Below are 25,380 nucleotides of genomic sequence, written 5' to 3'. Positions count from 1 at the left end.
CAGACGGCGCCTATATGTACGAAGGGGATAATCCACTCACGGATAATCCACTCACTCGAACGGGTGGACCTGGGACCGGGGAGGCGCGCTGCGCCTCCCCGGTTCGTTCTGCCGGATGTGAGCGAGAAGAACCGTGACGGAAAGCGCAATGCCCGCGAGCGGCTGGCAGTGGAGCGAGAGAAGCAGAAGATCGCGGAGAAGCGCCGGCGCGCGCTGATCGTGGGGGCGTCGGTGGTCTGTGTCCTTGGCCTGGCCGCGGTGGTGGGCGTGGTCGCCGCCAACTCCGGCAAGGACAAGAAGAGCGACGCGGCGGGCCCGGTCGTGACGCCCTCGGGCGCGACCGGCAAGGACAGCCTCGCCATCCCCGTCGGGAAGGACGGCGCCAAGTCCAACCTCACGGTGTGGGAGGACTTCCGCTGCCCGGCGTGCAAGTCCTTCGAGAGCGCCTACCGCTCGACGATCCACGAGCTGGTGGAGGCCGGACAGCTGAAGGTCCAGTACCACCTCGTCACGATCATCGACGGGAACATGGGAGGCAGCGGCTCCCGCAAGGCCGCCAACGCCGCCGCCTGCGCCCAGGACGCCGGAAAGTTCACGGCGTACCACGACGTGCTGTACGACAACCAGCCCGAGGAGACCGACGACGCCTTCGCCGACAACGGCAAGCTGATCGAGCTGGCGGGCAAGGTCGACGGCCTGGACACCGCCGCGTTCCAGAAGTGCGTCAACGACGGCACGCACGACAGCTGGGTCGCGAAGTCGAACGCCGCCTTCGGCACCAGCGGCTTCAACGGCACACCGACCGTGCTGCTCGGCGGCACGAACATCTACGCGGACCAGTCGATGACCCCGGCGAAGCTGAAGCAGATGGTGGAGACGGCGAACAAGGGCTGAGCCCTTTTCGCGGCGCGGGCGCCCCCGGCTTCTCGCAGGCCGGGGGCGCGTCCCGTTATGGAGCCGTTGCCGGGCTGCCCGCCGTGGGCCGCGTCCGGCACGGTAGCGTCGACCCTGCCATGGAACTTGCCTACATTCCCAGTCCGTCGCAGGGTGTGCTGCATCTCGGCCCCATTCCGCTGCGCGGCTACGCGTTCTGCATCATCATCGGCGTCTTCGTAGCCGTCTGGCTCGGCAACAAGCGCTGGATCGCCCGCGGTGGGCGGCCCGGCACGGTGGCCGACATCGCCGTCTGGGCCGTGCCGTTCGGCCTGGTCGGCGGCCGGCTCTACCACGTGATCACGGACTACGAGCTGTACTTCAGCGAGGGCCGCGACTGGGTGGACGCCTTCAAGATCTGGGAGGGCGGGCTCGGAATCTGGGGCGCGATCGCCATCGGTGCGGTGGGTGCGTGGATCGGCTGCCGCCGGCGCGGCATCCCGCTGCCCGCCTGGGCGGACGCCCTCGCCCCCGGCATCGTCTTCGCCCAGGCCATCGGGCGCTGGGGCAACTGGTTCAACCAGGAGCTGTACGGCAAGGCGACGGATCTGCCCTGGGCGCTGAAGATCACCTCAGCGACCGACGGGCGGGTGCCTGGCACGTACCACCCGACATTCCTGTACGAGTCCCTGTGGTGCGTCGGTGTGGGCTTCCTGGTCATCTGGGCCGACCGCCGCTTCAAGCTCGGGCACGGACGGGCGTTCGCCCTGTACGTCGCGGCGTACTGCGTCGGCCGCTTCTGGATCGAGTACCTGCGGGTGGACGACGCCCACCACATCCTGGGCCTGCGTCTGAACAACTGGACCGCGATCGTGGTGTTCGTCCTCGCGGTGGTCTACCTCGTGCTGTCGGCCCGGATGCGGCCGGGGCGCGAGGAGGTCGTGGAGCCCCTCGCCGAGAGTGAGGGCGAGGGTGACGCGGCGGACGCGGTCGACCTGGAGAAGGGCGAGTCCGCGGAGTCGGCGGCCGAGACGGAGGCGGCGGATTCCGGCGCCGACGGCGATTCCGGCACCGGCACCGGCACCGGCACCGACGCCGACCCCGAGAAGCCTGCGGATTCCTCGGAGCCCTCGGAGCCCTCGGAGTCCGAGAAGGTCCCGGCGGACGAGGCGGAGTCGGCCAAGAAGGGCTGACGGGTTTTCTGTACGACGGTACGACCGGGAAGGGCGCCGAATCCGGGATTCGGCGCCCTTCCTCGTGTGCGGCCCGCGGGCTCCGGCGGGCTCAGCGTCGGTGGCGGGCCAGGGCCAGGGTGCGGTGGGCGCCGGCCACCACCGCCGCGTCCACGAAGGTGCCGTCGGGGAGGGCCTGGGCGCCCGGATCGGCTGCTGCTGCCTTGAGGACGGCCTCGGCCCTCTCGATCTCCTCCGGCGCCGGGAGATAGGCCCGCTCGATCACCGGGAGCTGGCGGGGGTGGATGGCGGTGCGGCCGAGGAAGCCCAGGTCACGGCCGTGCGTGCAGGAGGCGGCGAGGCCGTCGAGGTCCCGGACGTCGGGGTGGACGGACTGGACGGGCGGGGCGAGACCGGCGGCGCGGGCGGCCACGACCACCCGGGCGCGGGACCAGTCGAGGCCCGCGTCCCCTCGTACGCCCAGGTCGGCCCGTAGGTCCGCCTCGCCGAGAGCGATGCCGCGCAGGGCCCGGTGGGAGGTGGCGACGGCGAAGGCCTGTTCCACGCCGAGGGCCGTTTCCAGCAGGGCGTACAGCGGGATCGCGCCGCCGTCGGAGGAGGGCGCGGCCTCCGCGACCCGTACGACCTCGGCGGGTGAGGTCACCTTGGGCAGGCGGAGTCCCGACAGGCCGGGCAGGGGGGAGAGGGTCTTGAGGTCGGCTTCCGCGTAGGGGCCGTCCAGGGCGTTCACGCGGACGTGGACCGGGACCGGCGGTGGTTCGCAGAGCAGTTCCGCGGTGGCCGCGCGGGCGTACTCCTTGCGGTCGGGGGCCACCGCGTCCTCCAGGTCGACGAGGACGACGTCGGCGCCGGACACCAGCGCCTTGGCGACGGTCTCCGGGCGGTCGCCGGGGACGTACAGCCAGGTGAGGGGGAAGGGCGGGGCGGTCACAGGGCGCCCTCCGATCTGAGAGCGCCGATCTCCGGTTCCGTCAGGCCGAGTTCGGTGAGGACCGTGTCGGTGTCGGCGCCGTGCGGGCGACCCGCCCAGTGGATCGCGCCGGGGGTCGCGGAGAGCCGGAAGAGGACGTTCTGCATGCGCAGGGGGCCCAGTTCGGGGTCGTCGACGGTGGTGAGGGTGCCCAGTGCCTGGTACTGCGGGTCCGTCATCACGTCCCGTACGTCCTGGATCGGAGCGACCGCCGCCTCCGCCTTCTCGAAGGCCTCCAGGACCTCCGCGCGGGTGCGGCACGCGATCCACGCGCCGACCGCCTCGTCCAGGACGTCGGCGTGCCGCGCGCGGTCCGCGCCGGTGGCGAACCACGGCTCGTCGATGAGTTCCGGGCGGCCGACCAGCCGCATCAGGCGTTCCGCGATCGACTGGGCAGAGGTGGAGACCGCGACCCAGGAACCGTCCGCCGTCCGGTAGGTGTTGCGGGGCGCGTTGTTCGCGGAGCGGTTGCCGGTGCGGGGCTGGACATGGCCCAACTGGTCGTACCAGAGCGGCTGCGGGCCGAGGACGGTCAGGATCGGTTCGATGATCGCCATGTCGACGACCTGGCCCTCGCCGGTGCGCTCGCGGGCGGTCAGCGCCGTCATCACGGCGTACGCCGTCGCCAGGCCCGCGATCGAGTCGGCCAGGCCGAAGGGCGGCAGGACCGGCGGGGCGTCCGGCTCGCCGGTGATCGCGGCGAAACCGCTCATCGCCTCCGCGAGCGTGCCGAAGCCGGGGCGGTGCGCGTACGGGCCGAACTGGCCGAAGCCGGTGACCCGGGCGAGCACGAGACGGGGGTTCGCCGCAGAGAGCTCCTCCCAGCCGAGGTCCCACTTCTCCAGCGTGCCGGGGCGGAAGTTCTCGATGACCACGTCGGCGGTGGCGGCGAGGCGGAGCAGGGTCTCGCGGCCGCCGGGCTTCGACAGGTTGAGAGTGATGGTGCGCTTGTTGCGGCCCAGGAGCTTCCACCAGAGGCCGACGCCGTCCTTCGAGGGGCCGTGACCCCGTGACGGGTCGGGCTTGGCCGGGTGCTCGATCTTGATGACCTCCGCGCCGAAGTCGCCGAGCATGGTCGCCGCGAGCGGGCCGGCGAACAGGGTGGCGAGGTCGAGGACGCGCAGGCCGGTGAGGGGCGCCTGCCCCGGGCTCCCGGTCATGAGGCGGACCGCGGGTGCCGGGAGGCCTGGGCCTCGATCTCGGAACGGTAGGGCATCGAGGACGACGCCCCGATCCGCTGCACCGACAGCGACGCCGCCGCCGACGCCCAGACGAGGGCCTCCGGCATCTCCCGGCCCTCCGCGAGCGCCACGGCGAGGGTGCCGACGAAGGTGTCGCCCGCGCCGGTCGAGTCCACCGCGGTCACCTTGGGCGCGGGCACGATCAGGGGCTCGGCGCCCCGGGCCGCGTAGAGACAGCCCGCCGCTCCCAGGGTGATGACGACCTCCGGGACCTGGTCGAGCAGCGCGGCGGCCGCCTCGTGGGGCTCGGTGGCGCCGGTGAGCGCCGCGGCCTCGTGCTCGTTGGGCACCAACAGGTCGATCATGGGCAGGAGTTGGGCCGGCAACTCCTGGACGGGCGAGGGGGTCAGGAGGGTGCGTACGCCGTGGCTGCGCGCGGCCTCGGCGCCGGCGAGGACCGCGGACGGCGGGATCTCCAACTGGAGCAGGAGCGCGTCGGCGGTGGCGATCAGGCCCTCGTCGCCGGGGGCGAGGGCGGTGACGGTGCCGTTGGCGCCGGGGATGACGACGATCGCGTTGCCGCCCTCGTCGTCGACGACGATGTGCGCGGTGCCGGACGGGCCCTCGGTGGTGCGCAGATGGTCGGTGTTCACGCCCGAGTGCTCCAGCGTGGAGCGGAGTTGGCTGCCGAAGGCGTCGACGCCCACCGCGCCGATCAGCGAGACGTCGGCGCCCGCGTGCACCGCGGCCACCGCCTGGTTGGCGCCCTTGCCGCCGGAGATCGTCCGGAACTCCCGTCCCGTCACGGTCTCCCCGCGCTGCGGCGCCTTCGTGACGTACGCGACGAGGTCCATGTTCGTGCTGCCGAGCACGGCGATATGGGTCATGGGCGGGGTGCCTCCCGGCGGGTGAGCAGGTGGGTCGTTCGGGCGAGTTGGTCGAATCCGGTGCCGTCGAAGTCGGCGATCGACGTGGCCAGACGGTTCTTGAGCGGGCTGGTCCAGTGGTCGGGAAGCGCGGCGGGGTCTCCCGCGAGCAGGCCCGCGACGCTTCCGGCCGTCGCGCCGTTCGAGTCCGTGTCCCAACCGCCGGACACCGCACGGCAGATGGAGCCGGAGAAGTCGCCGTCGGCGTGGGTGAGGGCCGCGGCGATCAGGGCGGTGTTGGGGATGGCGTGGACCCAGTGGTAGGCGCTGTGGGTGGCGTGGAGTTCGTCCACGACGGTGTCGAAGTCGGCGGTGGCGCGGGCGAGCCCGATCGCGTGCCGGACCGCTCCGGCCAGACGGGAGGCGGGCGGTACGACGGTGAGTCCGGTGCGGAGACAGGCGTGGACGTCGCTCGTTCCGGTGGCCGCCTCGGCGATGGCGGCGGCCGTGAACATCGCCGCGTGGACGCCGTTCGCGGTGTGGGTGAGGACGGCGTCCCGGTGGGCCTGTTCCGCGGCGGCGGCCGGGTCGCCCGGGTTGGTCCAGCCGTGCACGTCCGCGCGGATCAGGGCGCCGATCCATTCGCGGAACGGGTTGCGCCGGCTGGCCGTCTCCGGGGGTTCGATCCCGCTGAGGAGGTTGCGGTAGGCGACGCGTTCCGCGGTGAACGTGCGGCCCGCGGGGAGTTCGTCCAGCCAGAGCCTGGCGACGTCCGCGGTGGTGAAGTCCCTGCCGTACCGCTGGAGCAACAGGAGGTTCAGGAGCGGGTAGTTGAGGTCGTCGTCCTCCGGCATGCCGTCGATGTTCTCGGCGAGGGAGGTGGGGGCGGAGCGCCTGTTCCAGGGGTACGCCGCCGCCAGCTCCGGTGGGACGCCCCGGGCCGTGAACCAGGTGCGCAGCGGCCAGTTGCCGGTGGCGCGCGCGAGGTCCCGAATCCCTCGCAGGGGGAGCTTCTCCACCGGTTTGCCCAGGAGGCAGCCCGCGGCCCGGCCCAGCCAGGCGGCTTCCAGGCCGGCCCGGCTCGGGGCGGACGTCCCGCTCGGGGCGGACGTCCGGACCGCGGCGGGCGCGGGCCAGTCCGGGCAAAGGGACTTGATCTCGGCCAGGTCCGTGGGTTCGGCGTGTGCCAACTCGCCCGGCAGGTCCGCGAGTTCGTCCAGCAGGTCGTCCGCCAGTGCACGCAGGCCCGGTGCGGCCGGTGACGGGGACGCGCCCGCGCGGGACGGGGCCCGCGTACCGCCCGCCGCGTGCCAGCGGGCCGCGATCTCCGACGCGTCGCGGCCGTCCTGGGCCGCCTGGGCTAGTTCGTGACCGACGAGGTCCTCGGGCTGGACCCAGGTCAGACGCAGGGCCGGCGGCGGCACCGGTCTCCCGGCGCCCGTCACCGGGAGCCCGCCAGTTCGGCGAACGCCGCCTCGTGAGCGCGCCCGCGCCGTACGTCCCGCTCGAAGATCTCCCGAGTCACCTCCGTGAGCGACCTCGCGGGAGCGTCGAGGTCCAGGCGGCTCGACTCGGCGACCGTCTTGGCCCAGTCACGGGGGATCTCCGAGCCGAGGGCGCCGGCGACGGCGCCGGACATGGTGGCGATGGAGTCGCAGTCGCGGCCGTAGTTCACGGAGCCGAGGACCGCGTGCGAGTAGTTGCCCTTCGCGATGACCAACATGCCCAGGGCGATGGGGAGTTCCTCGATGGAGTGCAGCCGGGAGGGACGCCGGGCGCCGAGGGAGGGGGACCGGTAGTCGGGGCCCACCGTGTCGTACGGGGCCACCGCCTCACGGAGCGGTTCGAGCGCCGACTCGAAGTTGGTGTGGCGGGCGGCGACCTCGCAGACGGCCTCGATGGCGGCGCGCGTGCCGTCCTTCGCCAGCTCCAGGCAGGCGGCGACGACCGAGTCCGGCGTCGCACCCGGTACGCAGGCCGCCGCCACCGCCGCCGCGAACACCCCGGCGGCCTCGCGGCCGTACGAGGACTGGTGGGCGCCCGCGAGGTCGAGCGCCTCGGCGTACGCCCTCGCCGGGTTGGCGGCGTTGACCAGGCCGACCGGGGCCATGTACATCGCGGCACCGCAGTTGACGATGTTGCCGTTGCCCGCCTCACGGGGGTCGATGTGGCCGTAGTGGAGGCGGGCGACCAGCCACTTCTCCGCGAGGAAGATCCGTTGCAGGGGGAGCGCCTCGGCCTCCAGCTCGGGGATCCAGCGCTGGGTGCCCATGAGGTCGGGGACCAGGTGCTCGGCTACGGCGTACGCGTCGAGGTGGTCGCGGACGGTGGCGTACACGCGTACCAGCGCGTGGGTCATCAAGGTGTCGTCGGTGACGTGTCCATCGCCCTTGTGGTACGGGGCGATGGGGCGGGCCGTGCGCCAGGCGTCGCCGTTCCAGGGGCCGACGATGCCGTGCACCCGGCCGCCGTGGCGTTCCACGATCTGCGCGGGGGTGTAGCCCTCGACGGGGCCGCCGAGGGCGTCACCCACGGCGGCCCCGACGAGGCTTCCGGTGATCCGCTCTTCCAGACTTGCTGCTCCTTTGGGCGTCATGCCCGAATCATCCCTCTGGGGTGGTCAGTTCCGTAGCTTCGAGAAGATCGGCGAGTCCGATCAGATCGGTGCCGGTCAGGCGGGGCAGGACGCAGCCGGAGAGGGTGCGGCAGGCGTCGCGCCAGGAGGCCGGGATCGCGGCGCCGCCGCCGAGGGCGCCGGTGAGGGCGCCCGCGAGGGCGGGGGCCGAGTCGGCCACCCGGGACAGACAGGCGGCGGCCGGCACCGCCTCGGCGATCCGGCCGTGCGCGGCGGTGGCGAGGGCGAGGGCGACGGGGACGGTCTCCGCCGCCGCGATGCCGTAGCTGTACACGTGATCGACGATCTGGTGTTCAAGGAGCGGGACCAGGGCGAAGGTGCTCTCGCTGGCGCGGGCCAGTTTCAGGGCGTGCCGGGCGTTGCGGCCGATCTCCGTCGACTCGGGGAGTTCGGCGAGGGCGGCGTCCGCGCAGGCGTCGACGTCGGCTCCGGCGAGGGCGAGCGCGACGGCGGCGGCCATCGCGCGAGCGCCGTGCACGCCGTCGGCGTCCTGGGTGTAGCGGGCGTCGAACTCGGCCAGCTCGGCGGCGAGCCGGGGGTCGCCCGGGTGGGCCACGGCGAGCACGCAGGCCCGTACGCAGGCCGCGTCGTCGAAGTAGTGGGGGTTGTCGTGGCCCGTCGCGGGCGGGCGCAGGCCGGTGGCGAGGTTGCCGAGGCCGGCCCGTACGGAGATCCGGGCGCGGAGGGGGAGGAGGGCCGACTCGACCTCGGGGGCGCGGTCGGCCGCGGCGGCGACCTCGCTGGCGATCGCGTTCCACGACAGGTCGATGGACGCGCGCAACCGCCGCTCCCGGCTCAGGTCCCCGAGCGCGGTCGCGTCCCCCGCCCGCAGGACCGCCTCCGCCGCGAAGGCCGCCCACTCCGCGTCGTCCGACGGGCCGAGCCGCAACGGCTCCGGCGGCTGGTTCAGCGCGATCGGCACCGGCAGCGTCGTCGTCGCGTTCTGCTCCGCGAAGGTGTCCAGCTCCCGCGTCAGCCGCCGCGTCCACTCGGGCATCCGCGCGGCCCGATGCCGCGCGGCGGGCCATCCCGCGGCGTCCCCCGCCGCGAGCCCGAGAAGCAGCCCCTCGATCCGGCGGGGCCGCCCCGAGGAGGCGGCGTCCTCCCTCGCGCCGGGGACGGAAGCCGGCCCGATGACGACGCTCGCCGGGTGACCGGCGGTCTCTGTCGAGAGGGCTGCATCGGGGGCTTGGGGTGGGGTGGCGCTTGTCGGGGGGGCGGCGCTTGCGGGGTGGGTGGGAGGCGCGGGGGTCGCCGGGCGTACGGGGTCCGCCGGGGGCGCGGGTTCCGTGGAGGGCGTGAGATCTGCCGGGGGCGTGGGGTCCGCGGAGATCGCGGGGTCCGACACGGGCGCGAGGTCCGCGGAAGGTACGGGGTCCGCCGGGGGTGTGGGGTTTGCGGAGGGTGCGGGGGTCGCCGGGGGTGTGGGGTCCGTGGAGATTGCGGGGTCTGCCGGGGGTGTGAGGTCCGCGAAAGGCACGGGGCCCGCCGGGGGCGTGAGGTCTGCGGAGATTGCGGGGTCTGCCGGGGGTGTGAGGTCCGTAGAGGGTGCGAAGTTCGCGAAAGGTGCGAGGTTCGCGAAAGGTGTGGGTTCCGGGGAGGGTGAGGGGTCCGCCAGGGGCACGGGGTCCGCGGAGATCGCGGGATCCACCAGGGGCGCGAGGTCCGCGAAAGGCACGGGGCCCGCTAGGGATACGGGGTCCGCGAAAGGCACGGGGCCCGCTAGGGATACGGGGTCCGCGAAAGGCACGGGGCCCGCCAGGGATACGGGGTTCGCGGAGAGTGCGGGGGCCGCCGGAGGCGTGAGGTCCGCGGAGGGCGCGGGGTCCGCCGGGGGCACGGGGTCCGTAGAGGGTGCGAGGTTCGCGGAAGGTGTGGGTTTTGGGGAGGGGGTGGGGCTTGGAGGGGGTGTGAGGTTTGCCGGGGGTGTGGAGTCGGGGGGCGGGGTTGGGTCCGTGGCGTCTGCCGAGAGGGCTGAGGTTTCGGTCGGGGCGTCTCCGGCCAGGCCGGGGGTCATCGTCGTACCTCGGGGGTGTCGGTGGTCAGGGGGAAGGTGTCCTGGGTCGGCCAGGCGCTGTCCGGGATCGGGTCACGTACGAGACCGCCCGCGGCCCACTTGCTGTCGTCTCCCGGGGTGAGGAGTTCCGCGATGTCCAGGACGTGGTGGCCCTCCATGGAGGGGAGGCAGCTGCCGACGGCGGGGCCGATCGCCGCGGCCCAGGCGGCCGGGATGGAGGAGGCGCCCCGGGTCGCTCCCGCCAGGGCGCCCGCCACCGCGGCGGTGGTGTCCGCGTCGCGGCCCATGTTCACCGCCGTGAGGACGGACTCGGTGAAGTCACCGTCGGCCGCGGCGTACGCGCCGAAGGCGAGGGCGACGGCCTCGGGGGCGAGGTCGGTCCACGGGTAGCCGCCGATCACCACCGCGGAGCGGACCGCGCGTTCGCCGCGGTGGGCGACGGCGACCGCGCGGCGCAGGGAGCGCGCGGTCCAGGAGTCCTCCGGGATGACGGCCAGCGCGGAGGCGACGACGGCGATGGCCGGGGCGCCCGCCATCGCCGCCGCGACCCCCGCCGCGACCGCCTGCCCGCCGTAGATGCCCTCCCCGTCGTGGCTCACCGAGCCGTCGATCGCCACCAGGCGCGCCGCCTCGGCGGGGCGGCCCGCGGCGAAGACCCCGAAGGGCGCCGCACGCATCGCCAGCCCGTCGCTCCACGCGTGCCGGTGCTGCGCGGAGATCGGCGCGGCGAGACCGCGGCGGAGGTTCTCCAGGGTGCCCCGCTCACTGAAACCGGCGCCCCGGAACGGGCCCTCGTCCTGGTCCGCGATCCACTGGTGCCAGGCCGCCTCGACATGGGCCACGGTGAGCGCCGAGCCGTGCCGCGCCAGCAGCAGACCCGAGAAGATCGCGTACTCGGTGTCGTCGGTCCCGGCCGGGTGCTCCGCGACGTACCCCGTGATCCGGCCCCACTTCGCGCGGATCTCGGACGGTTTCATGTTCTCGGCGGGCGCGCCCAGCGCGTCTCCGACGGCGAGGCCGAGCAGCGCGCCGCGCGCCCGTTCGCGGAGTCCGGCGGCGTCGCCGGGGGCCGGGGCCGAGGGAATGCAGGCGATGGAAGCCATACGGTGCTTCTCCTCTCAGGGCTCCGTCGCCGCCGTTCGCGACGAGTCAACGCGCAAGAGCCTGGGAGACCCGCGCGGAACCCTTTGCGGATCTGTCCCACTTCCGCGGTTCGGCAGAGCCTCACGCGCCCCAGCGTCACCCGGTCGACATCTGGGCATCCACCGTCGCGGATGAGCGAAAAACCGTAAACGCGCAGGTAAGCGCAGCCTTTCCTTGCTGGCGAGCGCGAAATTATCGGCGTAGTTTTGGCGTTGTCGAAAAGTAGAACCCATCCAACTTAAGGACGTGAGGGGACCCGCATGGCCATCATCGAGACCGAGGCGACGCTGCACGAGGCGCACCGGGACAACCACACCCACCGGGACGTCAACGGCGGCTGGCTGCGCCCGGCGGTGTTCGGAGCGATGGACGGCCTGGTCTCCAACCTGGCGCTCATGACCGGCGTCGCGGGCGGAGCCGTCTCGCACCGGACGATCGTGATCACCGGGCTCGCGGGTCTCGCGGCCGGCGCCTTCTCCATGGCGGCCGGCGAGTACACCTCCGTCGCCTCGCAGCGCGAGCTCGTCGAGGCCGAACTCGACGTCGAGCGGCGGGAGTTGAGGAAGCACCCGAAGGACGAGGAGCGGGAGCTCGCCGAGCTGTACCAGGGCCGCGGTGTCGAGGAGAAGCTGGCGCGCGAGGTCGCCCGGCAGCTGTCCCGCGACCCCGAACAGGCCCTGGAGATACACGCCCGCGAGGAGCTGGGCATCGACCCGGGCGACCTGCCCTCCCCGGCGATCGCCGCGGTGTCGAGCTTCGGCGCCTTCGCGCTGGGCGCCCTGCTCCCCGTACTGCCCTATCTCCTCGGCGCGACCGCCCTGTGGCCCGCCCTGCTCCTCGCGCTGATCGGGCTCTTCGCGTGCGGCGCGCTCGTGGCCAGGGTGACCGCGCGGACCTGGTGGTTCAGCGGGCTGCGGCAGCTCGTCCTGGGAGGTGCCGCGGCGGGTGTGACGTACGCCCTGGGCAGTTTGTTCGGTGCGGCCGTAGGATGACAGGCCGACCACCTATGCAAGGGACTGCATAAGTAGTCGTTACTCAGCGGTTTCGAACGCTTAACCACTGGGCATGACCCGTAAGCGCTGTGGGCAATGAAGCCCGCTCCGCACCACCGTGGCCGGTGATGTTGCCTGCCGCGCCCCGGGTCGACGGACACTGATCTGTCCGCTCAGACCCCCCTTGATCCTCACCGCTGCGCGGAACCCTGCCGCGACTCTCCGGTGTCCGCATGTTGGAACGTAGTATCCGGTTACCGAGAACCGCTCCATCATGTAACCTGCACGAAATTTTGCGCACATAGAGCAGAGGGCCAGAGTCGTCCCTCGGCACCCGCGCCCCCAGAGCCTTCAGAGCCTGGGAGGCGCCCCAAAGCCACGACGACGACGGGAGAGCCGATGCGTACGCCGCGCCAGCCGTCCCAGCACTCCACGAATGGCCAGAAGTGGTCCTTCATGGATGCTCGCCCTGCCGCGCAGGGTATGTACGACCCCCGCAACGAGCACGACGCCTGTGGCGTCGGCTTCGTGGCCACCCTCACCGGTGAGGCGAGCCACGCGCTGGTCGAGCAGGCGCTCACGGTTCTGCGCAACCTGGAGCACCGAGGAGCCACCGGCGCCGAGCCCGACTCGGGCGACGGCGCGGGCATCCTCTCCCAGGTGCCGGACGCCTTCTTCCGTGAGGTGGCCGGATTTGAGCTGCCCGCCGCGGGCGCGTACGCGGTCGGGATCGCCTTCCTGCCCGAGGACGGCCTCACCGACGCCGTCTCACGGATCGAGACGATCGCCGCCGACGAGGGCCTCACCGTCCTCGGCTGGCGCGACGTCCCCGTCGCCCCCGGACTGCTCGGTGTCACCGCGCGTTCGACCATGCCCTTCTTCCGCCAGGTCTTCGTGACCGACGGCGTCTCGGAAGGCATCGACCTCGACCGCAAGGCCTTCGTGCTGCGCAAGCGCGCCGAGCGCGAGGCCGACGTGTACTTCCCGTCGCTCTCCGCCCGCACCATCGTCTACAAGGGCATGCTGACCACCGGCCAGCTGGAGCCCTTCTTCCCGGACCTGTCCGACCGCCGCTTCGCCTCCGCGATCGCGCTCGTGCACTCCCGCTTCTCCACGAACACCTTCCCGAGCTGGCCGCTCGCCCACCCGTACCGCTTCGTCGCGCACAACGGCGAGATCAACACGGTCAAGGGCAACCGCAACTGGATGGCGGCCCGCGAGTCCCAGCTCGTCTCCGACCTCTTCGGCGACCAGGACAAGCTCGACCGCGTCTTCCCCATCTGTACGCCCGAGGCGTCCGACTCCGCCTCCTTCGACGAGGTGCTCGAACTCCTGCACCTCGGCGGCCGGTCCCTCCCGCACTCCGTGCTGATGATGATCCCGGAGGCCTGGGAGAACCACGCCTCCATGGACCCGGCCCGCCGCGCCTTCTACCAGTTCCACGCCACGATGATGGAGCCCTGGGACGGCCCGGCCTGCGTCACCTTCACCGACGGCACCCAGGTCGGCGCGGTCCTGGACCGCAACGGTCTGCGCCCCGGCCGCTACTGGGTCACCGACGACGGCCTCGTCGTCCTCGGCTCCGAGGTCGGCGTCCTGGACATCGACCCCGCGAAGGTCGTCCGCAAGGGCCGCCTCCAGCCCGGCAGGATGTTCCTGGTCGACACCGCCGAGCACCGCATCATCGAGGACGACGAGATCAAGGCGGGCCTCACCGCCGAGAAGCCGTACGCGGAGTGGCTGGAAGCCGGCGAGATCGAGCTCTCCGACCTCCCCGAGCGCGAGCACATCGTGCACACCCACGCCTCGGTCACCCGCCGCCAGCAGACCTTCGGCTACACCGAGGAAGAGCTGCGGATCATCCTCGCGCCGATGGCGAACACCGGCGGCGAGCCGCTCGGCTCGATGGGCACGGACTCGCCGATCGCGGCCCTGTCCGAGCGCCCCCGGCTGCTCTTCGACTACTTCACCCAGCTCTTCGCGCAGGTCACCAACCCGCCGCTGGACGCCATCCGCGAGGAACTCGTCACCTCGCTGCGCTCCTCCCTGGGCCCCGCGAGCAACCTCCTGGAGCCGACCGCCGCGTCCTGTCGCAGCGTCACGCTGCCCTTCCCGGTGATCGACAACGACGAGCTGGCCAAGCTCATCCACATCAACGCCGACGGCGACATGCCCGGCATGAAGGCCGCCACCCTGTCCGGCCTCTACCGGGTCTCCGGCGGCGGCGACTCGCTGGCCGCCCGGATCGACGAGATCTGCACCGAGGCCGACGCCGCCATCGAGAACGGCGCCCGGCTGATCGTCCTGTCCGACCGGCACTCCGACGCCGAGCACGCGCCGATCCCCTCGCTGCTGCTCACCGCCGCCGTCCACCACCACCTGATCCGCACCAAGCAGCGCACCCAGGTGGGCCTGCTCGTCGAGGCGGGCGACGTCCGCGAGGTCCACCACGTGGCCCTCCTCATCGGCTTCGGCGCCGCGGCCGTCAACCCCTACCTCGCCATGGAGTCCGTCGAGGACCTCGTCCGCGCGGGCACCTTCCTCCAGGGCATCGAGCCCGAGCAGGCCATCCGCAACCTGATCTACGCGCTCGGCAAGGGTGTCCTGAAGGTCATGTCCAAGATGGGCATCTCGACCGTCGCCTCCTACCGTGGCGCCCAGGTCTTCGAGGCCGTCGGCCTGGACCAGGCCTTCGTGCAGAAGTACTTCAGCGGCACCGCGACGAAGATCGGCGGCGCCGGTCTCGACGTCATCGCCAAGGAGGTCGCCGCCCGGCACGCCAAGGCGTACCCCGCCTCCGGCATCGCGCCCGCGCACCGCGCCCTCGACATAGGCGGCGAGTACCAGTGGCGCCGCGAGGGCGAGCCGCACCTGTTCGACCCGGAGACGGTCTTCCGCCTCCAGCACTCCACGCGCTCCGCCCGCTACGACATCTTCAAGAAGTACACGGGCCGGGTGAACGAGCAGTCCGAGCGGCTGATGACGCTCCGCGGGCTCTTCGGCTTCAAGTCGGACCGCCCCGCGATCTCCATCGACGAGGTCGAGTCGGTCGAGGACATCGTCAAGCGCTTCTCCACCGGCGCCATGTCGTACGGCTCCATCTCCAAGGAGGCGCACGAGACCCTCGCCATCGCCATGAACCAGCTGGGCGGCAAGTCCAACACGGGTGAGGGCGGCGAGGACGCCGACCGGCTCTACGACCCCGCGCGCCGCTCCTCGATCAAGCAGGTCGCCTCCGGACGCTTCGGTGTGACGAGCGAGTACCTCGTCAACGCCGACGACATCCAGATCAAGATGGCGCAGGGTGCCAAGCCCGGCGAGGGCGGCCAGCTGCCCGGCCACAAGGTGTACCCCTGGGTCGCCAAGACCCGGCACAGCACCCCGGGCGTGGGCCTCATCTCCCCGCCCCCGCACCACGACATCTACTCCATCGAAGACCTCGCCCAGCTGATCCACGACCTCAAGAACGCCAACCCGCAGGCCCGCATCCACGTGAAGCTGGTCTCCGAGGTCGGCGTCGGCACGGTCGCCGCCGGTGTCTCCAAGGCCCACGCGGACGTGGTGCTCATCTCTGGTCACGACGGCGGCACGGGCGCCTCTCCCCTCACCTCCCTGAAGCACGCGGGCGGCCCCTGGGAGCTCGGCCTCGCCGAGACCCAGCAGACCCTGCTGCTGAACGGCCTGCGCGACCGGATCGTCGTACAGACCGACGGCCAGCTGAAGACCGGCCGTGACGTCGTCATCGCCGCGCTGCTCGGCGCCGAGGAGTTCGGTTTCGCGACCGCGCCGCTCGTCGTCTCCGGCTGCGTCATGATGCGCGTCTGCCACCTGGACACCTGCCCGGTCGGCATCGCCACCCAGAACCCGGTGCTCCGCGAGCGCTTCGCCGGCAAGGCCGAGTACGTCGTGAACTTCTTCCGGTTCATCGCCGAGGAGGTCCGCGAGATCCTCGCCGAGCTGGGCTTCCGCACCATCGAGGAGGCCGTCGGCCGCGCCGAGAACCTCGACGTGGAGCGGGCGGTCACCCACTGGAAGGCGCAGGGCCTGGACCTGAGCCCGCTGTTCTACGTGCCCGAGCTGCCCGAGGGCACCGCGCTGCACCAGGTCATCGAGCAGGACCACGGCCTGGAGAAGGCGCTCGACAACCAGCTCATCAAGCTGGCCGCCGACGCGCTGGCCGCGGACTCCGCGACCGACGCCCAGCCGGTCCGCGCCCAGGTCGCGATCCGCAACATCAACCGCACGGTCGGCACCATGCTCGGCCACGAGGTGACGAAGAAGTTCGGTGGCGCCGGCCTGCCCGACGACACCATCGACATCACCTTCACCGGCTCGGCGGGCCAGTCCTTCGGCGCCTTCGTGCCGCGTGGTGTGACGCTGCGCCTGGAGGGCGACGCCAACGACTACGTCGGCAAGGGCCTCTCTGGCGGCCGGGTGATCGTCCGTCCCGACCGGGGCGCCGACCACCTCGCCGAGTACTCGACGATCGCGGGCAACACCATCGCGTACGGCGCGACGGGCGGCGAGATCTTCCTGCGCGGCCGCACCGGCGAGCGCTTCTGCGTCCGCAACTCCGGCGCGACGGTCGTGGCCGAGGGCGTGGGCGACCACGGCTGCGAGTACATGACCGGCGGTCACGCGGTCGTCCTCGGCGAGACGGGGCGGAACTTCGCCGCCGGTATGTCCGGCGGTATCGCCTACGTCCTCGACCTGAACCCCGAGAACGTGAACGTGAGCAGCGCCGGAGCCGTCGAGACCCTCGACGACGCCGACGTCAAGTGGCTGCACGACGTGGTGCGCCGGCACGCGGAGGAGACCGCGTCGACGGTCGCCGGGAAGCTCCTCGCGGAGTGGCCCGCGTCGGTCGAGCGTTTCAGTAAGATCATCCCCAGCACGTACAAGGCAGTGCTCGCCGCCAAGGACGCCGCCGAGCGAGCCGGACTCCCTGAGTCCGAGATCACCGAGAAGATGATGGAGGCGGCGACCAATGGCTGATCCCAAGGGATTTCTGAACCACGGCCGCGAGGTCGCCAGGACCCGCCCGGTCGGCGAGCGCGTCAAGGACTGGAACGAGGTCTACGTTCCCGGCTCGCTGCTCCCCATCATCAGCAAGCAGGCCAGCCGCTGCATGGACTGCGGCATCCCGTTCTGCCACAGCGGCTGTCCGCTGGGGAACCTGATCCCCGAGTGGAACGACTACGCCTACCGCGAGGACTGGACCGCCGCCTCCGAGCGGCTGCACGCCACGAACAACTTCCCGGAGTTCACCGGCCGGTTGTGCCCCGCTCCCTGCGAGTCGGCGTGCGTGCTCGGTATCAACCAGCCCCCCGTGACCATCAAGAACGTCGAGGTCTCGATCATCGACAAGGCGTGGGACAGCGGCGATGTCGCGCCCCAGGCCCCGGAGCGACTCTCCGGCAAGACGGTCGCGGTCATCGGCTCGGGTCCGGCCGGCCTCGCCGCCGCCCAGCAGCTGACCCGGGCCGGTCACACGGTCGCCGTCTACGAGCGCGCGGACCGCGTCGGAGGCCTCCTCCGGTACGGCATCCCCGAGTTCAAGATGGAGAAGCGGCACATCAACCGGCGCATCGAGCAGATGCGCGCGGAGGGCACCAAGTTCCGTACGGGCGTGGAGATCGGCCGTGACATCGACGCGGCGAAGCTGCGCAAGCGGTACGACGCCGTGGTCATCGCGGCGGGTGCCACGACGGCCCGTGATCTCCCGGTCCCCGGGCGGGAGTTGACCGGCATCCACCAGGCGATGGAGTACCTGCCCCTCGCCAACAAGGTGCAGGAGGGCGACTTCGTGGCGCCCCCGATCACCGCCGCGGGCAAGCACGTCGTGGTCATCGGCGGCGGCGACACGGGCGCGGACTGCGTGGGCACCGCCCACCGTCAGGGCGCGGCCTCGGTCACGCAGCTGGAGATCATGCCGCGGCCCGGCGAGGAGCGGAACCCGGGCCAGCCGTGGCCGACGTTCCCGATGCTCTACAAGGTCACCTCCGCGCACGAGGAGGGCGGCGAGCGCGTCTACGCCGTCTCCACCACGCACTTCGAGGGCGACGAGGACGGCAACGTCCAGTGGCTGCACCTCGGCGAGGTCGAGTTCGTCGACGGCAAGCTGACCAAGAAGCCGGGCACCGAGCGCAAGATCCCCGCTCAGCTGGTGACGCTCGCGATGGGCTTCACCGGTACGGACGTCGAGAACGGCCTGGTCTCCCAGTTCGGCCTGGAGCTGGACGCGCGCGGCAACATCGCCCGCGACGCCGACTTCGCGACCAACGTCCCCGGCGTGTACGTCGCCGGTGACGCGGGCCGCGGCCAGTCCCTCATCGTCTGGGCCATCGCGGAGGGCCGCTCGGCCGCCCGCGGGGTCGACCGCTACCTGACCGGCGTCAGCGACCTGCCGGCCCCGATCCGCCCGACGGACCGCTCAATGATGGTCTGAGCCCCACCCCAACACACGTCCCGTACAAAGGCGTACGGAACTGAACGCGGCGCCTGCCTTGTCCCCGACCGGACGGTGGTGGGCGCCGTAGTGCGTCCGGACGTCCGCTACCCGCCCGGCGCCACCCAGGTGACGATCACGGCGCCGGCCACGGCCAGAACGCCGAGGAGGCCCAGCCAGCGGGCGGCTTCGACCAGGCGCCAGACGCGCCGGGTGCGCTGCCTCTCGTAGCGCAGCAGTCTGGTGGGCTCCGAGTAGGTCTGCTCACCCGGTCTGCCGTGCACGGCGAGAACGCTGAGCCAGGAGGCGGCGACCAGAGCGAGGAAGCCGAGCGTGAGCAGGGAGACGACGGACCAACGCGGTCCGGCGGAGAGCTTGCTCAGGTTCTCCTGCCCCTTGAGCACGAAGACAGCGGTGAGCAGGCCGGTCAGCGAGGACAGAAAAGTACGGTAGCCCTCCGCCTGCTGGAGGGCGAGGCGCAGTTGCTGATGCGGGTCCCGCTGGGCATCGGCTCTCAGTTCCGCCTCGCGCAGTTGCTCCTCGGAGAAGGTCACGGGGTCTGGTCAGCTCCCGCCGGTCAGGTGGGCGGGCGGCGGGGCGAGGGTCAGCCAGGCGCCGCAGCCGCGCGCGTTCGCCGGGCGCGGCTGGTGGTAACTCTCGCAGCGGCAGGACGTCCGCCACGGCTCGGGTCCCGGATCCTTACGGCGGCCGAGGAAGCCGCCCTTGGGAATCAGCGGCTGGACGGGGCCGAAGGTGCGTTTTGTCGCGCAGCCGCAGACCGGGCAGGTGCCGCTGGCCGTGAACTCCCTGTCGCCGTCGTTCTCCTGGACGGTCCACTGGAAGGTGAGGAGGGCGTCGTGACTGACATGCCGGTACTCGATGGCTGAACTCATGAGGCGTCATCCTCCGGGGTGGCTACCGTCAACTCGAACAGGGAGGCGTAGCGGTCGAGGCGCTCCCGCACACCGGCCTCGTCGAGCCCTGTCTCCTCGGCGCACAGACGGACGTGTTTCCCGGAGACCTCGCCGGACAGCGCGGGGGCACGGCCGGTCAACTCGGCGCTGAGCAGTACGACGTCCTGCCAGTCGGGCCGCAGCTCCGCCTCTTCGGCGTCCGGCGGGCGGACCTTGACGTCGAGTCCCAGGCAACGGAAGGGCGCGTAGCGCTCGTACGCGCGGCCCAGTGTCCAGCCGAAGCGCCCGGCGACCAGCACGAGTTCGAGCGCGCCCAGGATGCCCGGACCGAGGAGACCCTTGTCGAAGGCGGCGTGGTCGAAGCGGGTCGGTGTGAAGTCGGCGAAGAACTCGGCGTCGGGGCCGAGGAAGAGTCCGGGGGGCGCGGGCGCGCCCAACGGGGCGAAGGTGGCGAGGTGCTGGACGGAGTCAGCCAGGGGGTGACGGCTGCGCTCGGCGTGCTTCAGCAGGTCGGGGATGGTCAGGGCGTCGCGGAAGCGGATGGGGGCCTCCGCGAGCAGGTCCAGAGTTGGCCCCAGGGTGCGGACGTCCTCCACGGTTGCCCACAGCTCGCGGGTCTCGGAGGGCAGCGGTTCGATTCTCAGTGGCAGAGGCTTCTCAACCTGGGTCAGGTCGTCGAAGACGACACCGAGTTCCTTTCCCTGAAAGGCCGCGAGAGCCATGACATAAGCGAGCGAGGCGCCGTCTTCGTCGAAGTCGCCGCTGAACGTCAGGAAGGAGCCGCTTCCGGTGATCCGGCCTGCGTTAGGAAAAGGGAACAAAAGGCGGTCAGAAACCGTGACCGCGCGCTCCATCGCAGCCCTGTCAACGGACGCTGTATCGGCCAGTCCGCAGGCTTCTAGAGCATCCAGCGCCTTCGGGAAGTCGGATTCGTCGTCGGCCCAAGCGCGATAGCAGCCGACCATCGTCCACGGCCCTATGGGCGGGCGCGTCGAGTAGGCATCGCTCTCCCGCAGCAGGTTGGTGAGCCAGTAGGGCGCCTGCCAGTCAGCGGCCGTCGGGGGCACCTCAGCGGCCCAGGCTCCGGAGACCGGTGTCGCCGCGTTGATCCGCTCCACCACGTCTCCCACGGTGGTGTCGACCTGCTGAGCCGTCTCCAGCAGGTGGAGTAGGGGTATCCGGCCTTCGTACCAGGGTCCCTGACGACCCAGGTCTTCGGAGAGCAGGAGCTGTTGTTCGGCGGGAAGGGATCCCGACTTGCGTGCCTCATCCGTGGGGTCGCTGTCGAGACTGAATCCCAGTGGTTGGAACTGCTTCACGAAATGGGCGAGTTCAGTCGGTGACAGGGGTGGAGTCGAGCGGCTGAGCAGGTCGACGGGGCCCACGGCACCGGACATCCAGTTCCCAAAGTATTCCCAGGGAGAGGAGTGGTTGCCGCCCGGCGTGGTGAGACGCGCACCTTCGGTTGTGGTCACTCTTCTCCCGGCGAGCTCGGAATCGAGCAGGGGAGGGGCAGGCAGCGCCGGGTCCACGCGCCGCAATTCCGCGAGGTGTTCCGCCACCTCACCCAGCGGTAGATCGTGCAGAGCTGCGACGGCGAGCAGGGGAGCGTGTGTCGCGGGTGGCCTCTTCCTGAGCAACTCGTGGGAGCGCCTCAAAAACCAAGGAGCTTTGTCCTCGTGCAGGTCACGGACGTAGTTCTCCAGGCTTCGATAGGCCGAGTGGAGATCGGCCGACGGCTGGTCGACCACCCATGCGTCCAGGGAAGGGATGTCCGCCACAGCCGGCACCTCGATCCCGGTGATCGCGTAGCGACGCAGCGCTCGCAGAGCCAGGCGCAACGAGGTCCCTGCCTGGGCGGCCGCCTGAATCACCGAGACCCACTGGTTGGGCACGCCCGCACGGAAGAGCAGCGCGTCCAGTCCGATCGGAGAGGGATACCCGACGGGGCTGAAGTCCTCCTGGAGCTGACGGAGCCCCAGTCGGGTGGACTGCCAGTCGCGGAACAGACGGCTCTCCTGCGGGCGTTCGTCATCGAGTTCCACGGAGTTGTACGTGTCCATGGCCTGCTCGTCACTGGGCAGACAGCCCGTATCGGCGAGACGTACCTGCCTGGCTCCGAAGCGTTTCGTGCTCTCGGACTCCAATACCGCCGTGGTCTGCGGCGGCAGGGCGTTCAGTACGGCTATCGCCACCCGGGGTGCCTCGCGAGTCAGCCGCCAGAGCCAGGGGAGCGACACGTCCGTGCACTGCCCTACCGCGTCGGCCACCCCGGTCACCACTTCCGCAGTGATCAAATCCTCGTCGTACTCGAGAAGTTGATTGCGGTCCACGCTCGGCACTGGACTGTGCCGCTCGCGCAAGTTGATCACCCGCCCGTACACCTTCGGGGCGTCCCGGACGACCACGCCGTCGAGGAGGAGCTGTCCCTCGCCCTGCACCAGCCAGGCGTCTGAGTCCTTGCCGATCTCCAGGGGGCCGCCGTGCCAGCCGTCCCGGGGCTCCAGTCGTCCCGGCACCCAGCCGGCTCTCCGGACCGATTCCCTGTCGGGGGTGAACTCCTCGGCGGTCACCCGGTGTTCAGTCACCCACAGCAGGGACCGCAGCGTCTCCACCAGGGACGGGTGTTTCTCGCCCTCCTGGGGTTCCGCCAGATACATCCGCACCCGGGTGCCGCCGTCCTCGGGGACCTCGGGGTCGCGTGAGACGTTGATCTGGAGGAGACCCGAGCCCGACTGGATGTCCGCCCGCTGTGCCGGCTCCGTGCCCGCCTGTCCGAACCGGTCCACGGCCTTCGTCCAGACGACGACCTCGTCCGCGAGCATGAAGTAGCTGAACACCCCGATGCCGAAACGCGAGTTCATCGTGCGCACGGAGATGCCCTCGCGGCGCCAGTTGCGGCGCTCCTGGACGAACGCCGGGTCCTGCTCGAAGCGTTTGCCGGCGCGGGCGAACATCGAGGTGAGCCTGGTGCGGGTCATCCCCGAGCCGTTGTCCAGGCACTCGATGTAGGCGCGTCCGTCGTGCCAGCCCTGGGTGAAGGTGATGGTGCCGTCCCAGTCCGTGCGCAGTCGGCCGTACTGGCGGCGCATGTCCCGGTAACGGCAGGCGTCGAGGGCGTTCTGGTAGAGCTCGCGCACCGCCAGCATCCGGTCTCCGTAGAGCTGGGTGCCCATGAGGAGCGGGCGAATCTCGTCCTCCGCGAGGCGGAAACGCTCCAGTGGCTCCTTGTAGCGGCCCGGCAGGGCCCGGAGTTCGGCGGCCGTGACCTGGTCGGGCAGGCCGCGCATCAGCGGGTCCGCTCCGGCGTGCGTACGGAAGGCCCGTACCGTGGCGTCGGCCGCGAAGGTGAGTTCTTCGAGCGCCGCGTGCAGCGCGGGGTGCGGGCAGTTGAAGCGGACGGCGAGGCCGTAGGTGTGCGCCGTGCGGCCCTCGGCGGTCTCGTAGTCGAAACCTTCCAGCGCGGCGGCCACCTGTCTGGCCACGATGGGTTCGTGGGCGCCGAGATGGTCGACCAGCACGCTGGAGAGCCGGCGCGGATCGGCGGCGAGCAGCCCCGCCGTCCACAGCAGGCGGGCCAGTTGCTCACCGCGCCACTGGTTCCCGCGGACCGGCTTGGCCGTGATCCATCCCTCGCCGTGGGCGGTGTCGTTGATACGAGGGCTCTGGTCGGGCTTCACCGTGAGATGGCCGAGCACCTGGCGTACCTGCCGGTCGATCTCCTGGTGCTGCTCCTCGGTGCGCGGACCGGCGGCCGGACTGTCGGCGGCCGCCTTGACCGCCTTCGCGACCAGGTCGATCAGCGCGTCGACGGCAGGGTAGTCACCGGGGTGTTCCCATTCCCACAGGCGGTCCCAGTCGGCGATGAACCTGTGCCGCAGCCAGTGGTCGGCGGCGGCGGTGGCCTCCTTGAGCTTGCGCCCTCGCAGCGTGTCGGCGGTGCGCACCACCTGAGTGTGAGCACGGCAGACGTCGCGCGCGGCATCGCGTACGAGGGCGCGATGGTCGTCGGACGTCTCGTCCCTCCCGCGCGGGCCGACGTCGATCCTGCCGTCGGGCAGCAGCCCGCGCAGTTCGTCCAGGGCGATGGTGACCACCCCCTCCTGGACGACCGCGGCTGCCAGCAGACAGGCCGTCTCGGCGGGGGAGAGCAGTTCGTCCCGCTGGAGACCGGCCCGGCCCACCAGCGCGCTGAGCCGCTCCTCGACCCGTGCCGGGTAGCGCGGATCGGACCAGGGATCGTCGCGGTGGGCGGCCGTGCCCGCGCTGGTGTCCACCACCCAGCGCACCAACTCGGCGAGGCACTCTTTGACGCGCTCGTGGGCGGCCGGGTCACCGGAAGTGTGCTCCCACAGGCCGGAGTCCCGGATGACCCGGGTCCACTCCTCGGTCTGCTCCGATCCCTCGCAGATCACCGGGTCGCGGTGCTCCCCGTCCCCGGTCGGCCAGGGCGACCGCTTGGCGACGGTCGGTGGCTCGACCTGCGTGTACTCGTCGGCGATGCGGTGCAGTTCGCCCTCGGTGTAGCGGACGACCTCGTGGAAGGTGGTCGGCGGGGTGACCCGCGACAGGGCCTGGGCGAAGGCCTGCGCGAACCAGCTGCCAGCCGCAGGATCCGCGTAGGACCGCTGTCCGGAACCACAGCTGTAGAGCCAGTAGCCGTCGTGATCGGAGAGCCGCCCGCCCGCCTCTTCGGCGACGTACTGCTGCGCGGTGGCCGTCCGGCAGATGTCGAGGCAGACGATCGCGGTGACTCCGGGCGGCAACCGCCTGAGCAGCACACCGGGGTCGGCCCTGAGCAGGGTGTTCGGATCGAGTCCGGCGCTGCCGTCCGGCAGCGGCCATTCGGCCTGGCTGTCGGCGAGGACGAGATGGTCCCGGCCGTTGACCGTCTCACCGTGCCCGGAGAAGTAGATCAGGGCGGTGTCACCCGGCTCGCAGGACGCGAAAAGCTTGGACACCGCGCCGATCACGGGACCGAGGCCTGGCTCGCCGCACTCGACCGCGACGGTGTAGCCGGACTCCTCGAGAGCGGCGCGGACCATCTTCACATCGCTGTCGACGATCTCGAGCGGTGGGTAGCGGTCGGCGAGATCCGGGTGTTCCGAGAGGTACCGCGTGTTCTTCACACCGATGAGCAACGCACGTCTGCTCCCGCCGGTCGTCTCGTCCCCAGTCACCCGTGCCGTCCCCCTCCGCCGCCGCACCGGAAACCTTCATCATTCCAGCAAACGACCGATGAGGAAGGGGAGTTGGCGCGGCGGCCGGTCAGCGCACCTGGTACGTCTCCCCGTACACCTTCCACTCCAGCGGAGTGTCCAGGTCCAGGTTGCCGTCGTTGAGGAACTGCCGTTGGGCGGTGTCGATTCGGGTGGTGTCGCGGTGGGCGTTCTGGGACTTCATCGTGGAGCGGCGGATGTCGAGGAAGATGTCGAGGTAGGCCTTCTCGGAGCCGCCCTCGGCGGGGGTGTCGGCCTCGGCCATGGCGCGTTTCCGCAACCCGTAGAAGCCCTTCGCGCCGGTGCCGGGGCCGTGCATGACCATGGCGTCGTAGTAGATGAACTGGCCCAGGGTGCCCAGGCCGTCGAGTTCGGCGCGGCGGACCGCGGGGTCGAAGTAGACGCGGTCGCGTACGGCGTCCTGCGCCTCGCGGAAGGCGGCCACCGAAGCCTCCTCGCGCCAGGCGGTGGTGAAGCCCGGGTCGAGGCCCTCGTGCGAGTCCGTGCCGTCGACCTCGCGCAGGGCGGGGAGATAGCGGGCGAGACCGTTGTCCGGGTGGTCCTCGGTGTAGCCCTCGACCAGGACGAGCAGGTCGTGGGTGCCCGTGCAGAAACCGATGATGCCCGCCGTGTAGCCCTGCCCGTCGTCGATGTCCTCGATGTAGGCGTACGCGCTGCGCCAGTCCAGCGTGGAGTTCTCGGCGCTCGCCACGATCTTCTGCGCCAGTTCCTTCTTCGCGGGGCTGCCGAGACCGGTGCCGTCCGCGCTCGACCGACGGTCCCGCGAGGGCGCCGCGTCGTCCGGGTCGGAGAGGGCCGGCACGGAGAGACAGGCGGCTGTGGCGACCAGAGGGAGCACCGCGAGCAGCAGAAGACCAGCACGTTTCATATGCCCAGGGTAGGGAGCGCCCGGCCCTTTCCCGCGCAAT

General features: G+C 71.4%; 16 protein-coding genes. 5 read left to right on the top strand and 11 right to left on the bottom strand.

The annotated features are described in order from the left end of the window. The first annotated feature begins 117 nt into the window (after positions 1 to 117). Both ACIP79_RS13565 and lgt read left to right on the top strand, forming a co-directional pair. On the top strand, positions 118 to 894 hold the full coding sequence (locus tag ACIP79_RS13565; RefSeq protein WP_401222802.1) for a DsbA family protein: 777 nt from the start codon (positions 118 to 120) through the stop codon (positions 892 to 894). A gap of 119 nt (positions 895 to 1,013) precedes the next feature. After that, on the top strand, positions 1,014 to 2,066 hold the full coding sequence (lgt, locus tag ACIP79_RS13560) for a prolipoprotein diacylglyceryl transferase (RefSeq protein ID WP_401222801.1): 1,053 nt from the start codon (positions 1,014 to 1,016) through the stop codon (positions 2,064 to 2,066). Between the two features lie 91 nt (positions 2,067 to 2,157). Here the strand turns inward: lgt and ACIP79_RS13555 are convergent, their stop codons facing one another. The 7 genes from ACIP79_RS13555 to ACIP79_RS13525 all read right to left on the bottom strand — a co-directional run bounded on the left by ACIP79_RS13555 (position 2,158) and on the right by ACIP79_RS13525 (position 10,838). Further along, positions 2,158 to 2,997: an HpcH/HpaI aldolase/citrate lyase family protein gene (locus ACIP79_RS13555; RefSeq protein WP_401222800.1), complete on the bottom strand. Its 840-nt coding sequence runs from the start codon at positions 2,995 to 2,997 to the stop codon at positions 2,158 to 2,160. Beyond that, a complete protein-coding gene (locus ACIP79_RS13550; protein WP_401222798.1) occupies positions 2,994 to 4,196 on the bottom strand; it encodes a CaiB/BaiF CoA transferase family protein in 1,203 nt (400 codons plus the stop codon). The genes ACIP79_RS13555 and ACIP79_RS13550 overlap by 4 nt, the downstream gene beginning before the upstream one ends. Next, the gene (rbsK, locus tag ACIP79_RS13545) at positions 4,193 to 5,104 is read right to left on the bottom strand and encodes a ribokinase (RefSeq protein WP_401222796.1); all 912 of its coding nucleotides are present in this window, start codon (positions 5,102 to 5,104) and stop codon (positions 4,193 to 4,195) included. Before rbsK ends, ACIP79_RS13550 begins: the two co-directional genes overlap by 4 nt. Beyond that, positions 5,101 to 6,507, bottom strand: coding sequence for an ADP-ribosylglycohydrolase family protein (locus ACIP79_RS13540; RefSeq protein WP_401222795.1), 1,407 nt, complete (start codon positions 6,505 to 6,507; stop codon positions 5,101 to 5,103). Before ACIP79_RS13540 ends, rbsK begins: the two co-directional genes overlap by 4 nt. A gap of 17 nt (positions 6,508 to 6,524) precedes the next feature. Continuing rightward, positions 6,525 to 7,679 carry an ADP-ribosylglycohydrolase family protein gene (locus tag ACIP79_RS13535; protein ID WP_401222794.1) on the bottom strand — a complete coding sequence of 385 codons (1,155 nt, stop codon included), beginning with the start codon at positions 7,677 to 7,679 and terminating at the stop codon, positions 6,525 to 6,527. A gap of 7 nt (positions 7,680 to 7,686) precedes the next feature. Continuing rightward, entirely contained in the window at positions 7,687 to 9,159 is a 1,473-nt protein-coding gene (locus ACIP79_RS13530; protein WP_401223406.1) for an ADP-ribosylglycohydrolase family protein, read from the bottom strand. A gap of 572 nt (positions 9,160 to 9,731) precedes the next feature. Further along, a complete protein-coding gene (locus tag ACIP79_RS13525) occupies positions 9,732 to 10,838 on the bottom strand; it encodes an ADP-ribosylglycohydrolase family protein (RefSeq protein ID WP_401222792.1) in 1,107 nt (368 codons plus the stop codon). Positions 10,839 to 11,138: 300 nt separating this feature from the next. Between ACIP79_RS13525 and ACIP79_RS13520 the strand changes: the two genes are divergently transcribed. The 3 genes from ACIP79_RS13520 (at position 11,139) to ACIP79_RS13510 (ending at position 18,318) form a co-directional block, all read left to right on the top strand. Next, on the top strand, positions 11,139 to 11,870 hold the full coding sequence (locus ACIP79_RS13520) for a VIT1/CCC1 transporter family protein (protein WP_383684523.1): 732 nt from the start codon (positions 11,139 to 11,141) through the stop codon (positions 11,868 to 11,870). A gap of 399 nt (positions 11,871 to 12,269) precedes the next feature. Continuing rightward, positions 12,270 to 16,865: a glutamate synthase large subunit gene (gene gltB, locus ACIP79_RS13515; RefSeq protein WP_401222791.1), complete on the top strand. Its 4,596-nt coding sequence runs from the start codon at positions 12,270 to 12,272 to the stop codon at positions 16,863 to 16,865. Beyond that, positions 16,858 to 18,318, top strand: a complete 1,461-nt coding sequence (locus ACIP79_RS13510) for a glutamate synthase subunit beta (protein ID WP_401222790.1) — start codon at positions 16,858 to 16,860, stop codon at positions 18,316 to 18,318. Before gltB ends, ACIP79_RS13510 begins: the two co-directional genes overlap by 8 nt. Before the next feature lie 107 nt (positions 18,319 to 18,425). Here the strand turns inward: ACIP79_RS13510 and ACIP79_RS13505 are convergent, their stop codons facing one another. From ACIP79_RS13505 to ACIP79_RS13490, 4 genes are all read right to left on the bottom strand, one after another. Then, the gene (locus tag ACIP79_RS13505) at positions 18,426 to 18,872 is read right to left on the bottom strand and encodes a hypothetical protein (protein WP_401222789.1); all 447 of its coding nucleotides are present in this window, start codon (positions 18,870 to 18,872) and stop codon (positions 18,426 to 18,428) included. Between the two features lie 9 nt (positions 18,873 to 18,881). Then, a complete protein-coding gene (locus ACIP79_RS13500; protein ID WP_401222787.1) occupies positions 18,882 to 19,211 on the bottom strand; it encodes a hypothetical protein in 330 nt (109 codons plus the stop codon). Then, positions 19,208 to 24,412: a caspase family protein gene (locus ACIP79_RS13495; RefSeq protein ID WP_401222785.1), complete on the bottom strand. Its 5,205-nt coding sequence runs from the start codon at positions 24,410 to 24,412 to the stop codon at positions 19,208 to 19,210. The genes ACIP79_RS13500 and ACIP79_RS13495 overlap by 4 nt, the downstream gene beginning before the upstream one ends. Before the next feature lie 88 nt (positions 24,413 to 24,500). Next, positions 24,501 to 25,340, bottom strand: a complete 840-nt coding sequence (locus ACIP79_RS13490; protein ID WP_401222783.1) for a chitosanase — start codon at positions 25,338 to 25,340, stop codon at positions 24,501 to 24,503. Between the last annotated feature and the right edge of the window lie 40 nt (positions 25,341 to 25,380).

The sequence above is a fragment of the Streptomyces sp. NPDC088747 genome (assembly GCF_044751025.1).
GTDB lineage: Bacteria > Actinomycetota > Actinomycetes > Streptomycetales > Streptomycetaceae > Streptomyces.
Note: the sequence above shows the minus strand (reverse complement) of the source record. Positions and strands in the feature narration are given on the sequence as shown.

Excerpts from the sequence above, each read along its gene's own strand:
- ACIP79_RS13535 (WP_401222794.1), bottom strand. The coding sequence starts at position 7,679 with ATGACGCCCAAAGGAGCAGCAAGTCTGGAAGAGCGGATCACCGGAAGC.
- ACIP79_RS13550 (WP_401222798.1), bottom strand. The coding sequence starts at position 4,196 with ATGACCGGGAGCCCGGGGCAGGCGCCCCTCACCGGCCTGCGCGTCCTC.
- lgt (WP_401222801.1), top strand. The coding sequence starts at position 1,014 with ATGGAACTTGCCTACATTCCCAGTCCGTCGCAGGGTGTGCTGCATCTC.
- ACIP79_RS13490 (WP_401222783.1), bottom strand. The coding sequence starts at position 25,340 with ATGAAACGTGCTGGTCTTCTGCTGCTCGCGGTGCTCCCTCTGGTCGCC.
- rbsK (WP_401222796.1), bottom strand. The coding sequence starts at position 5,104 with ATGACCCATATCGCCGTGCTCGGCAGCACGAACATGGACCTCGTCGCG.
- ACIP79_RS13510 (WP_401222790.1), top strand. The coding sequence starts at position 16,858 with ATGGCTGATCCCAAGGGATTTCTGAACCACGGCCGCGAGGTCGCCAGG.
- gltB (WP_401222791.1), top strand. The coding sequence starts at position 12,270 with ATGCGTACGCCGCGCCAGCCGTCCCAGCACTCCACGAATGGCCAGAAG.
- ACIP79_RS13525 (WP_401222792.1), bottom strand. The coding sequence starts at position 10,838 with ATGGCTTCCATCGCCTGCATTCCCTCGGCCCCGGCCCCCGGCGACGCC.
- ACIP79_RS13500 (WP_401222787.1), bottom strand. The coding sequence starts at position 19,211 with ATGAGTTCAGCCATCGAGTACCGGCATGTCAGTCACGACGCCCTCCTC.
- ACIP79_RS13520 (WP_383684523.1), top strand. The coding sequence starts at position 11,139 with ATGGCCATCATCGAGACCGAGGCGACGCTGCACGAGGCGCACCGGGAC.